Genomic DNA, 13,223 nt, shown 5'->3' on the forward strand with positions numbered 1-13,223 from the left:
GTTTGACCGGCCGCCATTTTTTTGTGTGACGGTGCGGAACAGAAACGAGCGGAGTTAACGCAGGCGTTCAACCCGAATTGTGCGCCCCGGGCGCTCAAGCTCCAATAGATAGCCATTGATTCGACCCTCTCGGATCGTCACGGGCGACCCCATGGCGTCATCCGGGTCAATGCGTTGGGTATCTGCTGACAATTGTCGCCACACTTGTCCATTATCAAGCGCCACAACCAGGCTGGCATAGCCGTGTACGTGCGTGTCCGTCACAAACGAGGAGAGGCTGGCGGTGGCGTCAGCCCTGGCCCGTTGAGCCCGGCTGGCCCGCTGGCGATTATTGACCTGTTCCGCGCCCAATCCTTCTGCGGGCGCCGCGACCTCTCCCACAGGCGCTTGGTCTTGCCCACCTGAATCAAAGGGATTCAGTCGAGACAGGAAGCCGGAGCGTGCAGGCGCAGACGGAGCGGACGAGGCGCTAGTGGTGTTGGCCGCCGGGTTGCGCTGGGGAGCCGACGTTGGGCCTGAGAGCCGGTACGCCGCTTCAAGCGCTGCTTCCAGGCATGCGATCTGCAGTTCGGCAGTGGACATTTGCCGACATTGGGCGGCAGCCCGTTCACGACTGGCCGCGGGATCGTCATTCTGCGACTGACCCCAGGCCGGGGCGACCGACAGGGCGGTCAATACGGTGGTGACCATCGCCGTTCTGAGTGTGCTCATCAATAAGTCCCCTTCGGATGGTCCAACGCCATCTTTATTGTGTTCTGGTCTCAGCCTAGCTCAGGCCTTCGCGCGTATGAAGGGGAGTGTTCGGGCGGTGTGGTCTTTCAGGCTCGAAGACTATGAGGGGACGAGGGCCTCAGGCCGCTATCACAGCACGAGCCTCGTCGTTGAAAGCGGTCACGGTCCGGGCGTGAAGCAGCCTGCTTCCGCGCATGCAATAGGTGCACAGATGACACGCGCCCTGGGTGATCATGTCCGGTCAGGTCTAGCGTTTAGCGGTGCAATTTTGCCCTGTATACAATTAGAGGTCACAAATGTGATTTTTCTGTCACGTTCAAATGGTCATCGCTTGTTCATCTTCATAGGCGTGTTGACCGGTCTCATTAGCGCGCCATAGGGTTCTGTTATGTCCGCATAATTTGTTTATGCGGGCGCCATCGTACCGGTCGGTCGCACCTTAAAAGGGGAGGTGCGTCGGCTTTGATATTTAAACGAAGCGGGGAGATATTATGCTTCAAAACAAAGCACTGGCTCGAAAGCTGCTGTGCGCCACTATGCTGTCCGGCATGGCGTTCGCGGCACCTTCGGCATTCGCTCAGGAAGAGGAAAGCGCGGCTTCGGAAGATACCATTACGGTGACCGGTACGCGCATTCAGTCCGCTAACCTGGTCGCCACCAGCCCGGTCACCACCATTGACGCCAGTGAGATCGCTGGTCGCGGCGTGATTCGCGTCGAAGATATGGTGAACCAGCTGCCGCAAGCTTTTGCGGCTCAGGGCTCTAACTATTCCAACGGCTCCACCGGCACCGCGCAAGTCAACCTGCGTGGCCTGGGCGCCCAGCGGAACCTGGTTCTGCTGAATGGTCGTCGCCTGCCTTACGGCTCGCCGCGCTCCATTCCGGCTGACGTGAACCAAGTGCCGAGCGCACTGGTCGAGCGTGTGGAAGTTCTGACCGGCGGCGCATCGGCTGTTTACGGTTCAGACGCCATCACCGGCGTTGTGAACTTCATCCTTGATGATGATTTCGAGGGTCTGCGTATTGATACGCAGTACAGCTTCTATCAGCACAACAACGAAAACTCGACGATCCAGGACCTGGTCAGCAGCTATGCTGCCGGCAACCCGTCCCAGTTCAAGCTGCCTGACGACAATGTTGTTGACGGTGAAGCGGTTGAGATTTCCGCTGTCATGGGCGTCAACACCCCGGACGGCCGCGGCAACGCGTCCGCCTATATTTCCTATCGCAATGTGAACCCGGTTTATCAGGCCAACCGTGACTACTCGGCTTGTGCATTCGGTACGCAAAACGGCGGTACGGAATTCTCTTGCGCGGGTTCGTCCACGAACGCGACCGCGAACTTCCTGGACCTCAGCCCGTCCCTGAACTATCAGGCGCTGACTGGCGGCAGCAACTGGTTCCGCACGAACGGTTCGGAGTTCATTGCACGCGACTTCGTGTCTGACACGTTCAACTTCAACCCGTTCAACTTCTACCAGCGTCCGGATGAGCGTTACACCGTCGGTTCGTTCATCAACTACGAGTTCAGCCGTCACTTTGACGCCTATGCTGAACTCAGCTTCATGGACAACACCTCGAACTCCCAGATCGCGCCGTCCGGCGTATTTGGCGGTGGTATCGCCGGCCAGAGCGGCGGCATCAACTGTGACAACGCCTTCCTGACCGCAGCTCAGCGCAACTTCCTTTGCACGAGCCAGGGTCTGACCGACATCGCGCCGAATTATGATGCGAACGGCAACTACATCCCCGGTGATGTGGCCGAAGGCGTCATCATTCTGCGTCGTAACGTTGAAGGCGGTTCGCGGAACTCCGACATCCGCCACACCATGTATCGCGGTGTTGTCGGCCTGCGTGGTCAGGTTGCTGACAGCCCGTTCGACTATGACGTGTATGCGTCTTACTCGAACGTCTCGCTGGCTGAGAACTACAACAACGAACTGTCCATCCGGAAGTCCTCGCTGGCTCTGAATGCGGTTCGCGACTCCAATGGCGACATCGTCTGCGCCGTGAACGCGGATGCGGATCCGTCCAACGACGACAGCCTGTGCGTGCCGTACAACATCTTCTCCGGCACACCGTCCGCTGCAGCGATCAACTACATCACCAGCCCGCTGCTTCAGCGCGGCACCGTGACCCAGCAAGTGATTTCAGGCTCCATGTTTGGTGATCTGAGCGCTTACGGCATGGTGTCTCCGTTCGCCACCTCCGGCGTCGGCGTCGCTTTTGGTGCTGAATATCGTCGTGACTCTCTGAACTTGCTGCCTGACGCGTCTTACCAGTCGGGCGACGGCTTTGGTCAGGGTGGCCCGACCACCCCGGTCTCTGGCACCACCGATGTTTGGGAAGTCTTCGGCGAAGCTCAGATCCCGCTGATCGAGGGCGCTCAGTTCGCTGAGATTCTCGCAGTGGAACTGGCCTATCGTTACTCCGATTACTCAACCGGCGTGGCGACTGACACGTACAAGGCTGCGGGCGAGTGGGCTCCGATCGACGATCTGCGCTTCCGTGCATCCTACCAGCGTGCGGTGCGTGCACCGAACGTGATCGAGCTGTTCTCGAACCAGTCGATCGGCCTGTTCGATCTGACCCAGGGCGCCAATGGTCTTTATGACCCGTGCGCAGGCGCCAACCCGTCCGCAACCCTGGCCCAGTGCCAGAACACCGGCGTGACGGCGGCCCAGTACGGCAGCATTGCCGACAACCCGGCCGGTCAGTTCAACTCTCTGGGCGGCGGCAACCCGAACCTCGATCCGGAAGTGGCTGACACCTTCACCATCGGCTTCATCTTTACGCCGAACTTCATCGAAGGTCTGACCATCACGGCTGACTATTTCGACATCGAAGTGGAAGACACGGTTTCGACCGTGCCGGAAACCCAGGCTCTGTCTGAGTGTCTGGCGACGGGCGATCAGGCGTTCTGTTCGCTGATCAACCGTGGCGATGGCGGCACTTTGTGGGCCAACCCGACGGGCTTCATCGTGGCGACCAACACCAATATTGGTTCGCTCTCCACGTCCGGTTTCGACATCAGCGCGACTTACAGCCTTGATCTCGAAAACTTCGTGTCCGGTTCTGGCTCTCTGGAGCTTGAATATGTCGGCACGTTGCTGGACACTCTGGAGACGGTGAGCACCCCGACGTCGGCGCCGTTTGACTGCGTGGGCTTCTACAGCTCCTCATGCGGTACGCCGAACCCGGAATACCGTCACAAAGCGACCGCCACCTGGCTGACGCCGTTTAACGCGGACTTCACCCTGAGCTGGCGTCACTTTGGCGAAGTGGAAATCTTCGGCGGCGGCGCTGCGATCAACCAGACCCTGGAATCCAAGGACTGGTTTGACCTCAGCGGCAACTTCTACGCCCGCGACAATGTCCGCTTCCGCGCAGGTGTGAACAACATCTTCGACGAAGAGCCGCCGCTTTCGGCAGCTGTGGGTGCGGGCGCCGGTAACGGCAACACCTATCCGCAGGTTTACGATGCGCTTGGCCGTTACGTCTTCGCAGGCGTGACTGTCGAGTTCTAAGACTGAACCTATCGGGTTTGAAAACTGGGCGGCGGACCTTTGAGTCCGCCGCCTTTTTCTTTGCAGCACGCCTATGCCGCGAACCGCACAGTAAAAACCCCGCGCCATGAGCGCGGGGTTTTTTGATGTCAGAGCAAACGCCCAGATGGGCGGCTTTGATTAGCTGCCGCCGACCACCGGCGTTGTGGAGCGCTGCATGCGTTCAACCTGCGTACGCCCGGCGTCAGAATTGCGCGCGACATCTTCCGGCGTCATGCAGACGCGCTCACGGCGCAGAGAGCCGAACACCTGACGGTATTCACACACCAGACCTTCTTCGTCGGCCATGGCCAGCTGAGCGTCAATCTCGGTACGGATGCGAGCTTCACGATTGGGGTCAGCCGCGCACGCAACCAGCGTCAGGGACGAGGCCGCCGCGACCAGACCAAAAAGAATTTTCATGTTCCCCTCCTTCTTATATTGGGCGCTGCAACATAACAGGAGTGGTGTCGTGTTGCGAACCAGAATTCGCTAACGGCTCTCTTTCAGAGTCTCGAAGCCTGACAAGAGTGCTCTGATAAGGTCTTGCTCTTCCTTGGATAGCTCCGGCCGCCAGATATCGAATAATAAGATGACTCGCTCTGCATCGCTTTGATTGGCGGCTTCGTGTTCGATGGAATCGTCAAACACTAACAGTTCGCCTTCCGTCCAGGACCGCTTTTGTGAGCCGACGCGCAAAAAGCCGTTTCCGGGGATCACAAGAGGCAGATGACAGATCAGACGAACATTGAGCAATCCGTTATGAGGCGGGATGGCGGCATGGGGTTTGAGGCGCGAGAACAGGACGGAGGGGGTGGCGCCGGGAATGTCGCATAAGGGCGCGTGGCTTAGCGCCTGTTCAACCGCAGAATGGCGCGAGAGCGCTTCTTCCTGTCTGCGCCCGTCCTTCCAGAAAAAGCGCGCTGACCAATCGGTGTTTCCGACCATGTTGTGAGGGTCCACATGCGGCCGGTCATCGCCTTGAACATAGGCGCAGAAGAGGTCCTCGGACTGGTTTAACTCGTCAAGCAGGGCGCCGCGGATGGCTTCTGTGTGCGCCTCTACAGCCTCTGCCCAGTCAAACTGGTTTCTGTCATAGAATTCGATCTGGGGGAGCTCAGGATAGTAATAGGCCGTCGGTTCCTGGGCATAGATGCTGCTCTTGCCGACCAGTATATCCAGTGATCGCTGAAACCGGGGGCTGCGCTCGGGGCGGGAGAATCCCTGATCTTTCAAACGCTGCAGGATTTCGTTTTCGTATTCGCGCATGATCGACTGGGTGAGAGACTGTATGCGCGCCAGGTCAGCCGTCAGGTCCTGAGGAATTTGCGGCACAGTCGAGGCGCTGCGCAGGGCGGCGTCATAAAAGCTGGCGGCTTTGCGTGTTTCACCCGCCGCGGCCCTGCGATCACCCTTGAAGATCAGGGACCGGATATTGCGCGGATCCAGCCGTAAGGCGTGATCAATCGCTTGCTCAGCCTGACGCATATCGCCCAGACCTGCGAACGCATATGCAAGGCCTATATAGAGTGTGATGTTTTGCGGCGACGCCGGTTGCGCTTGCCTGAAAAGCTGAACAGCTTCGGAATGGCGCCCGGCCTGCAAGGCTGCAAAGGCGGCGTTTAAAGGCGATTGCGTCGTCTGCATACGGTCATAATCCAGCTTCATTGGCGTTCGTAGATCTTCGCTCAGTTCACACTGCCGGGGCGCGAGGGTCAAACATTCGCCCCTCCGATACAGAGGGGGTGACGCAGTGCGTTCAGGGGTCAAACCACTGCTTTTTGTCTCGTCTGGAAGCAGGTTCACCACGCTATGGATTGCGTGAGTCGTCAACCGAACTGCAAATACAACGAGACGGATATCAATCAGAGATAGTGTGTCTCTGAGGTTGAAATTCATTGCTGGAATGTAATAGTTGCGATCACGCAACATTGATAAATTGTCATCTGAATAAGCACTTTTTGGCCATAATTACTTTTAAAGGGGAAAATTAGGCATTTACAAGTTGCTTAAATTGCAATTTTGCCACACAGACATTGCAACAACACGTCACTCTGAAAAGTTCACTTTTAAGGCGAATGAGGCGGCGCCTAGTTTGCGCCATCCACTCGAAACACGAGTGCGAGCTTGTTCTCGGCCTGTCGCTAACGGGCCTTGCCTCTGAATTACGGGGAGACGTGAATGTCCTATAAGAATTTCAAAACCTGGGCTCTGGCGTCCAGCTTGCTCGCCGGTCTCGGCGCAGCCAGCGCGCCGGCTCTGGCCCAGGAAGATACGGACGGCGCCGTGCAGGACGTCATCCAGGTCACCGGTACGCGCATCCAGCGTGGCAACATGACCGAAGCGACGCCGGTCAACACCTTCAACGCCGAGCAGTTCGAACTGTCCGGCGCGGTGAACACCGCCGAGCTGCTGCGCACCCTGCCGGCCGTCGGCGTGTCGACGCTGACGTCCACCAACTCCAACTTCACCGTTGCGTCTTCGGGTGTGAACACCATCGAGCTGCGCAACCTGACCGAAGATCGCACCCTGGTGCTGATGAACGGCCGCCGCTTCGTCGCGGGTCTGCCGGGCAGCAACAATGTGGACTTCAACTCCATCCCGACCGAGCTGATCGAGCGCGTGGACGTTGTCACCGGCGGCGCATCCGCCGTGTACGGTTCTGACGCCCTGGCCGGTGTTGTGAACGTCATCCTGAAAGACGACTTTGAAGGCATTGTCGCTTCGACCCAGGCTGGCATTTCCGATGAAGGCGATGACGAGACCTATCGTGCGTCCCTGACGATGGGCTCCATGTTCGATCAGGGTCGCGGCAATGCTGTGGTGTCCAGCACCTGGTCGCGTGAAAACGGCGTTTACGCCCGTGACCGTGAAGGTCTGGACCGTGATGGTCTGTCCCGCGCCTTTTTCGACCCGACTGTCGAAAACTGGCAAGAAGATGTGATCCCGTTCTACTCGTCCTTCTCCGAGCGTGGCCGCATCCGCATCCCGGGTCTCTCCGCCAATGGCAACCCGACTGATGCTGCAAACCTCGTGTTTGATGAAACCACCGGTCAGGTCCGTCCGTTCACCTCTGCGAACGCCGACGGTTCGGCGCTTGATGGCTTCAACCGTCAGGCCTACCGCGCCATCGCTGTGCCGACCGAACGCTTCACCTTCTCCTCGCTCGTGAACTATGAAGTGAACGAGAAAATGAACTTCTTCTTTGAAGGCACCTACGCCTCCACCGAGACCCAATCGTCTCTGGAGCCGTTCGCTCTGTCCTCGGAAGACGTCTACGGCGACAACCTGGCGCAGTTTGTTGATGAAGATAATGACGGAGTGTTCGAGCGCTCACGTTATGGCATCTCCATCCTGAACCCGTACGTGCCGCTCGCCATGCGCGACGCGGCCCGCGCCGCCTCTGACTTCAACAATGACGGCATCCAGGACATCGCTGATGAAGACTTAGTCGTCGGCTTTGTGCGTCGTATGACCGAAGTGGGTCAGCGCTCGTCTCAGAACACCCGTCAGACCGCACGCATTGTCGTCGGCCTGGAAGGTGATCTGACCGACAACTGGTCTTATGAAGTCAGCGCCAATGTCGGCCGCACCACCCAGTCGCAACGCTCGACGGGTCAGGTCAATGTTCTGAACCTGCGCCAGGCGCTCAATGCGACCGAAGTCAACGGCCAGATCGTCTGCGCCGACGACATCGCCCGCGCTCAGGGCTGCGTGCCGGTCAACGTCTTTGGCATGGGCTCCATCTCTCCGGAAGCCGCCGCCTATATCAACGCCCCGTCTTCGCGTCAGGCTGAAATCACCCAGCAAGTCTATTCGGGCTTCCTGACCGGTGATGTCGGCTTTGCGTCTCCGTTCGCTGAAGAAAATGTTCAGGTCGTCGTCGGTGCGGAATACCGCTCTGAGGAATCCGAGAGCATTCCTGACGCGCTGAGCCAGTCCGGCCAAAACGGCGGCAACGTGTCTCCGGCCGTTCTGGGCGACTTCCAGGTTGCCGAGATCTTCGCAGAAGCGGAAATTCCGCTGGTTCAGGGTCGTCAGTATGTCGAAGACCTGCGCGTGAACCTGTCCGCGCGTGCGTCTGACTACACCACTGTGGGTCAGACCTTCGCTTGGGCCGCGAACCTGCAGTACACCCCGGTCGACATGCTGCGCTTCCGGGCTCAGTACTCTGAATCCGTGCGGGCGCCGAACATTGGCGAGCTGTTCCAGCCTCCGTCAGAAACCTTTGAAGGTGGTGATGATGTTTGCGCCGGTCTGACCCTGTCGGGTTCTGATCCGGCCTTCTTCAATAGTGCTGACGACGCCACCTCCGGCGTTGATGCGGGCACTGTGAACTCGTCCATCGCTCAAGCCTGTATTGCGGACCCGGCTGTCGCCGCTCGCGTGAGCCGTGACGGCTTCTACATCCCGACTCAGGGCGAGATTCAAGGTATTGCCGGCTTTAACGGCGGCAACCCGAACCTCGGCGAAGAAACCGCCACCTCGATCACGCTGGGTGCGGTGTTCTCGCCTGACTTCGGCAATATGTGGATCGACAACTTCGCTCTGTCTGTTGACTACTTCAATATTGAGATCGAAGACGCGATTGCAGGCATTGCTCGCCAGACCTCGATCAACCAGTGCTATGACAACGGCACGGGCGTTTATGACGCCAGCTCCGTGTTCTGCTCCAACATCGTGCGTTTCAACTCCGGCCCGTCTGTCGGCGCCATTCAGGAGCTGAACGCCCTGCAGCAGAACCTGGCGACCATCGAGACCGCCGGCGTGGACGTGCAGGCCAGCTATTTCCTGGGCCTGAACGACGTCTTCACCAACACCAGCTGGGCTCTGGGTGATCTGAACTTCACCCTGACCTACGGTTATCTGGAGAAGTGGGAGCAGGAAGCGTTCCCGGGCGCCGATGTGATCGACTTCGCCGACACCGCGGGCCTGTTCGAGCATGAGGTCCTGTTCTCCACCGTCTACCGCAACGGTCCGCTGACCGTCGCCTATGACATGAACTGGATGCCGGAAACCCGTCTGGAAGCCACGGGCGCGCTGTCGGAAGCGATCGTGCCGTCTGCGACCTTCCAGGATGTTCAGGTGCGTTGGGCGTTCGAAAACCAGCTCGAGCTGGTGTTCGGCGTGGACAACATCACCGACGAGTTCATCAAGTATGGTCAAGGCTTTGACTCTACGGGCACGGGCACCGACGGCGCCATCTATGACGCCATTGGCCGTCGCTGGTATGTGGGTGCGCGTAAGACGTTCTAAGTCTTAAACGTTCCATTGCTCAAAGAGGCGGCGGGTCTGATGCAGGCCCGCCGCTTTTTTGTGGGAAAAGGGCTTTTCATTCGGGTCTAGGCTGGTTACAAGACCGGCTTCCGAATAACGGCCCGCTACGTTTGTGCGCACATGATCCTGGTTAGGGTGGTGTGAACACGCGACGCGGGCCGCTGGGTCTAGGGGTGTAGCTCAGCTGGTAGAGCGACGGTCTCCAAAACCGTAGGTCGGGGGTTCGAACCCCTCCGCCCCTGCCAGGCCCGCAACACGTGATCGGTGACGTGCCGAAGGGAAGATGACGAACGCTATGGCGCGAGACACGAAAAACCGTCAGTCTGCGAACGCTGGCTCCTCCGGCAAGTCCGGATCGATCCCGCCTGCCGCGCCTGCGCGCAAACCGATGAACCCGCTGAAATTCTTCAGCGAGGTGCGTCAGGAGGGCCGTAAGGTCACCTGGACGTCGCGCAACGAGACCTTAATCTCCACCATCATGGTGATGATCATGGCGTCGTTGGCTGCGCTGTTCTTCCTGGGCGTTGATGCGGTGATTGGCTTTATTGTGAACTTCCTTCTGGGGCTGGGAGCCTGATCGCAATGGCTGCGAAGTGGTATATTGTCCACGCCTATTCCAACTTCGAAAAGAAGGTGGCTGAGGCGATCCGCGCCGAGGCTGCGCTCCAGGGGCTTGAAGACAAGTTCGAAGAAGTGCTGGTGCCGACCGAGGATGTTGTAGAAGTGCGCCGCGGCCGCAAGGTGAACGCAGAGCGCAAATACTTCCCCGGTTATGTGCTGGTGAAAATGGATATGACGGACGAGGCCTATCACCTCGTCAAAGACACCCCGCGCGTCACGGGTTTCCTGGGTTCGGGGCGTCGCCCGACTCCGGTGCCTGAAGGCGAAGTGCGCCGTATCATGGGGCAGATGGAAGAGGACGCCGAGCGTCCGCGTCCGACTGTTTCTTACGAAGTGGGTGAGACCGTGCGCGTCACTGACGGCCACTTCCAGAGCTTTAATGGTCTGGTTGAGGAAGTGGACGACGAAAAGGGCGTGCTCAAGGTCGCCATCAATATTTTCGGCCGGGCGACCCCGGTCGAGCTGGAATACGCTCAGGTGGAAAAAACCGCCTGATCGTAGACAGGTGCGGGAGGTTGCGGCGAAAGACCATGCCGCGACCGCACCGCGCCGCCCATTGAGAAAAGCCGCGCTTTCTGAGCGCGGCTTATTGTGCAATCCCCAGGCGTCGCTTGCGGCGCGAATTGGAGGACAGGGACATGGCGAAGAAGATCGCAGGTTACATCAACCTGCAAGTTCCCGCTGGCGCAGCCAACCCGTCGCCGCCCATCGGGCCGGCGCTGGGTCAGCGCGGCGTGAACATCATGGAATTCTGTAAGGCGTTCAACGCCAAGACCCAAGAGATGGAAAAAGGGATGCCGATCCCGACCACCATCACGGTCTATCAGGACAAGTCGTTCACCTTCGTGATCAAGACCGCTCCGGCGAGCTTTTTCCTGAAGAAAGCAGCGAAAGTTCAAAAAGGGTCCGGCGAAGCAGGCAAATCTGCGCCGATCGCCAGCGTGACCACGGCTCAGTGCCGTGAGATCGCGGAAGCGAAAATGAAAGACCTGAATGCAAACGACCTGGATGCTGCGACCAAGATCATTGAAGGATCTGCGCGCTCCATGGGTTTTGAGGTGGTGGGGTAAGCATGGCCAAGATTGCTAAGCGTATCGCCGCCGGCCGCGAAGGTCTGGACCGCGAAAAACTGCACACTGTCGCCGAAGCTGTGAAGCTGGTGAAGGATCGTGCGACCGCCAAGTTTGACGAAACCATTGAAGTGGCCGTCAATCTGGGTGTCGACCCGCGTCACGCTGACCAGATGGTCCGCGGAGTCGCCAACCTGCCGAACGGCACCGGCCGCTCCATGCGCGTCGCCGTGTTTGCCCGTGGTCCCAAGGCTGATGAAGCCAAGGCCGCAGGCGCCGAGGTTGTGGGCGCGGAAGACCTGGTCGAGCAGATCCAGGGCGGCGAGATCAACTTTGATAAAGTGATCGCCACGCCGGACATGATGCCGCTGGTCGGTCGCCTGGGTAAAGTCCTGGGTCCGCGCGGCATGATGCCGAACCCGAAAGTGGGCACCGTGACCATGGACGTGACCAAGGCGGTCGAAGCCTCCAAGGGCGGCGCCGTTGAGTTCCGTGCTGAAAAAGCGGGCATCATCCACTGCGGCGTGGGCAAGGCGTCCTTTTCTGAAGATGCTCTGACCGAGAACGTGCGCTCTTTGCTCGAGGCTCTGGTGAAAGCCAAGCCGACCGGCGCCAAGGGTCAGTACGTCAAAGCCATCGCGCTGAGCTCCACCATGGGCCCGGGCGTGAAAGTGGACGTGTCTGAAGCGTCTGCACCGGCTGAAAACGCGTAAGCGTTTCAGCTGAATGAGTTTCCTGAAGGGCGGCCTGGCTGCTCTTCAGGATGTCCGGATCGGGAAGGGGGCTTCGGCCCGGTTTCCGGTCCACCTGTCCGAGATCTTGGGGGAGGCCTTGCGCCTCTTAATCCAACCGGCCCCGGGTGAGACAGAGCGACAATCGATACTCCCGGCCTTGCGCTGGAAGGATCGGTTCGAGCCCTGGGACAGGCCAACGCCGCAGGGCGCCTGATCGTGATCAGGCATTCCGGCGGCGGCTTGAGCGAGCCGTCCATAGGGGACGGCTCAAAAAGGGAGACCGCAATGGATCGTACGACCAAAGAAGCGGCGGTCGAGGAGCTTTCGGAAATCTTCGAAAGCACCGGATCCGTCGTGCTGACCCGTTATTCGGGTCTTACCGTTGCGGAAATGACCAAGCTGCGTGGTGATCTGCGTGAGGTGGGCGGCAAACTGAAAGTTGTCCGCAACCGTCTCGCCAAGATCGCGCTGAAGGATAAGAAAGGCGAGGCCGCCTCCGACATGTTCGAAGGCCCGGTCGCAATCGCTTATTCTGAGGACTTCACGGCTGCGCCGAAAGTTGTCGTGGAATTCGCCAAGTCGAACGACAAGTTCGAACTGGTGGGCGGCTTCATGGAAGAGGAAATCTTCGACGCCAAGGGTGTCGAAGCGCTCTCCAAGATGCCGTCTCGCGAAGAGCTTATCGGCGCCATCGCGGGTCGTCTCTTGGGCCAAGCTGGCGAAATCGTCTCGCGCGTCACCGCGCCGGGCAACACGCTGGCCGCTCAGATCGAGACCATCCGGGAGCAGGCCGAAGCCTAGTCGTCTCTGCACATCGAACCGATACCCTTATTACCGCAAGGAACTGAACCATGGCTGATATCGCCAAACTCTGTGATGAACTGCTGGCTCTGACCATTCTGGAAGCCAAAGAACTCAACGACCTTCTCGAAGAAAAAGGCATCAAGCCGGCCGCTGCTGCGGTGGCTGTTGCTGGCCCGGCCGCCGCTGGCGAAGCTGCTGCTGAAGAGAAAGACGAGTTCGACGTCGTCCTGATGGAAGCCGGCGACAAGAAAATCAACGTGATCAAAGAAGTCCGCGCCATCACCGGCCTGGGCCTCAAAGAAGCCAAGGAACTGGTGGAAGCCGGCGGCAAAGCCGTCAAAGAAGGCGCCTCCAAGGCCGAAGCCGAAGAGATCAAAAAGAAGCTCGAAGACGCTGGCGCGAAAGTCGAGCTCAAGTAAGGCGTTTCGGGCCGGACTTGG

Annotated in this window: 11 protein-coding genes and 1 tRNA gene; 9 read left to right on the forward strand and 3 right to left on the reverse strand. The window is 59.1% G+C overall.

Features of this window, described 5'->3' with window-relative positions; translation table 11 throughout:
- Positions 1-54: 54 nt before the first annotated feature.
- Positions 55-711 carry a hypothetical protein gene (locus ACP154_RS10780; protein ID WP_421859283.1) on the reverse strand — a complete coding sequence of 219 codons (657 nt, stop codon included), beginning with the start codon at positions 709-711 and terminating at the stop codon, positions 55-57.
- Positions 712-1,223: 512 nt separating this feature from the next.
- Between ACP154_RS10780 and ACP154_RS10785 the strand changes: the two genes are divergently transcribed.
- Positions 1,224-4,259, forward strand: coding sequence for a TonB-dependent receptor plug domain-containing protein (locus ACP154_RS10785; RefSeq protein ID WP_421859280.1), 3,036 nt, complete (start codon positions 1,224-1,226; stop codon positions 4,257-4,259).
- A 159-nt stretch (positions 4,260-4,418) separates the two neighbouring features.
- On the opposite strand, the gene ACP154_RS10790 is transcribed toward ACP154_RS10785, so the two are convergent.
- Positions 4,419-4,700: a hypothetical protein gene (locus tag ACP154_RS10790; protein ID WP_107712975.1), complete on the reverse strand. Its 282-nt coding sequence runs from the start codon at positions 4,698-4,700 to the stop codon at positions 4,419-4,421.
- Between the two features lie 69 nt (positions 4,701-4,769).
- On the reverse strand, positions 4,770-5,996 hold the full coding sequence (locus ACP154_RS10795) for an aspartyl/asparaginyl beta-hydroxylase domain-containing protein (protein ID WP_421859277.1): 1,227 nt from the start codon (positions 5,994-5,996) through the stop codon (positions 4,770-4,772).
- A 462-nt stretch (positions 5,997-6,458) separates the two neighbouring features.
- On the opposite strand from ACP154_RS10795, the gene ACP154_RS10800 reads away from it, so the two are divergent.
- The 8 genes from ACP154_RS10800 (at position 6,459) to rplL (ending at position 13,202) form a co-directional block, all read left to right on the forward strand.
- A complete protein-coding gene (locus ACP154_RS10800) occupies positions 6,459-9,533 on the forward strand; it encodes a TonB-dependent receptor domain-containing protein (RefSeq protein ID WP_421859274.1) in 3,075 nt (1,024 codons plus the stop codon).
- A 190-nt stretch (positions 9,534-9,723) separates the two neighbouring features.
- Positions 9,724-9,799: transfer RNA gene (locus tag ACP154_RS10805), tRNA-Trp, on the forward strand.
- A gap of 38 nt (positions 9,800-9,837) precedes the next feature.
- Positions 9,838-10,131 carry a preprotein translocase subunit SecE gene (gene secE, locus ACP154_RS10810; RefSeq protein WP_421859271.1) on the forward strand — a complete coding sequence of 98 codons (294 nt, stop codon included), beginning with the start codon at positions 9,838-9,840 and terminating at the stop codon, positions 10,129-10,131.
- 5 nt (positions 10,132-10,136) lie between these two features.
- Positions 10,137-10,670 (forward strand): transcription termination/antitermination protein NusG, encoded by a 534-nt coding sequence (gene nusG, locus ACP154_RS10815; protein WP_022702243.1) that lies wholly within the window; start codon positions 10,137-10,139, stop codon positions 10,668-10,670.
- Positions 10,671-10,813: 143 nt separating this feature from the next.
- The gene (gene rplK, locus ACP154_RS10820) at positions 10,814-11,245 is read left to right on the forward strand and encodes a 50S ribosomal protein L11 (RefSeq protein WP_107712979.1); all 432 of its coding nucleotides are present in this window, start codon (positions 10,814-10,816) and stop codon (positions 11,243-11,245) included.
- A 2-nt stretch (positions 11,246-11,247) separates the two neighbouring features.
- Positions 11,248-11,958 (forward strand): 50S ribosomal protein L1, encoded by a 711-nt coding sequence (gene rplA / locus ACP154_RS10825; RefSeq protein WP_107712980.1) that lies wholly within the window; start codon positions 11,248-11,250, stop codon positions 11,956-11,958.
- Between the two features lie 306 nt (positions 11,959-12,264).
- On the forward strand, positions 12,265-12,780 hold the full coding sequence (gene rplJ, locus ACP154_RS10830; protein ID WP_107712982.1) for a 50S ribosomal protein L10: 516 nt from the start codon (positions 12,265-12,267) through the stop codon (positions 12,778-12,780).
- Positions 12,781-12,830: 50 nt separating this feature from the next.
- Positions 12,831-13,202: a 50S ribosomal protein L7/L12 gene (rplL, locus tag ACP154_RS10835; protein WP_107712983.1), complete on the forward strand. Its 372-nt coding sequence runs from the start codon at positions 12,831-12,833 to the stop codon at positions 13,200-13,202.
- The last annotated feature ends 21 nt before the right edge of the window (positions 13,203-13,223 follow it).

The organism is Oceanicaulis sp. (assembly GCF_965249665.1).
Lineage (GTDB): Bacteria > Pseudomonadota > Alphaproteobacteria > Caulobacterales > Maricaulaceae > Oceanicaulis.

What these genes read in the sequence shown, in the direction of transcription:
- ACP154_RS10780 (WP_421859283.1), bottom strand. Translation starts at nt 711, where the DNA reads ATGAGCACACTCAGAACGGCGATGGTCACCACCGTATTGACCGCCCTG.
- ACP154_RS10785 (WP_421859280.1), top strand. Translation starts at nt 1,224, where the DNA reads ATGCTTCAAAACAAAGCACTGGCTCGAAAGCTGCTGTGCGCCACTATG.
- ACP154_RS10790 (WP_107712975.1), bottom strand. Translation starts at nt 4,700, where the DNA reads ATGAAAATTCTTTTTGGTCTGGTCGCGGCGGCCTCGTCCCTGACGCTG.
- ACP154_RS10800 (WP_421859274.1), top strand. Translation starts at nt 6,459, where the DNA reads ATGTCCTATAAGAATTTCAAAACCTGGGCTCTGGCGTCCAGCTTGCTC.
- secE (WP_421859271.1), top strand. Translation starts at nt 9,838, where the DNA reads ATGACGAACGCTATGGCGCGAGACACGAAAAACCGTCAGTCTGCGAAC.
- nusG (WP_022702243.1), top strand. Translation starts at nt 10,137, where the DNA reads ATGGCTGCGAAGTGGTATATTGTCCACGCCTATTCCAACTTCGAAAAG.
- rplK (WP_107712979.1), top strand. Translation starts at nt 10,814, where the DNA reads ATGGCGAAGAAGATCGCAGGTTACATCAACCTGCAAGTTCCCGCTGGC.
- rplA (WP_107712980.1), top strand. Translation starts at nt 11,248, where the DNA reads ATGGCCAAGATTGCTAAGCGTATCGCCGCCGGCCGCGAAGGTCTGGAC.
- rplJ (WP_107712982.1), top strand. Translation starts at nt 12,265, where the DNA reads ATGGATCGTACGACCAAAGAAGCGGCGGTCGAGGAGCTTTCGGAAATC.
- rplL (WP_107712983.1), top strand. Translation starts at nt 12,831, where the DNA reads ATGGCTGATATCGCCAAACTCTGTGATGAACTGCTGGCTCTGACCATT.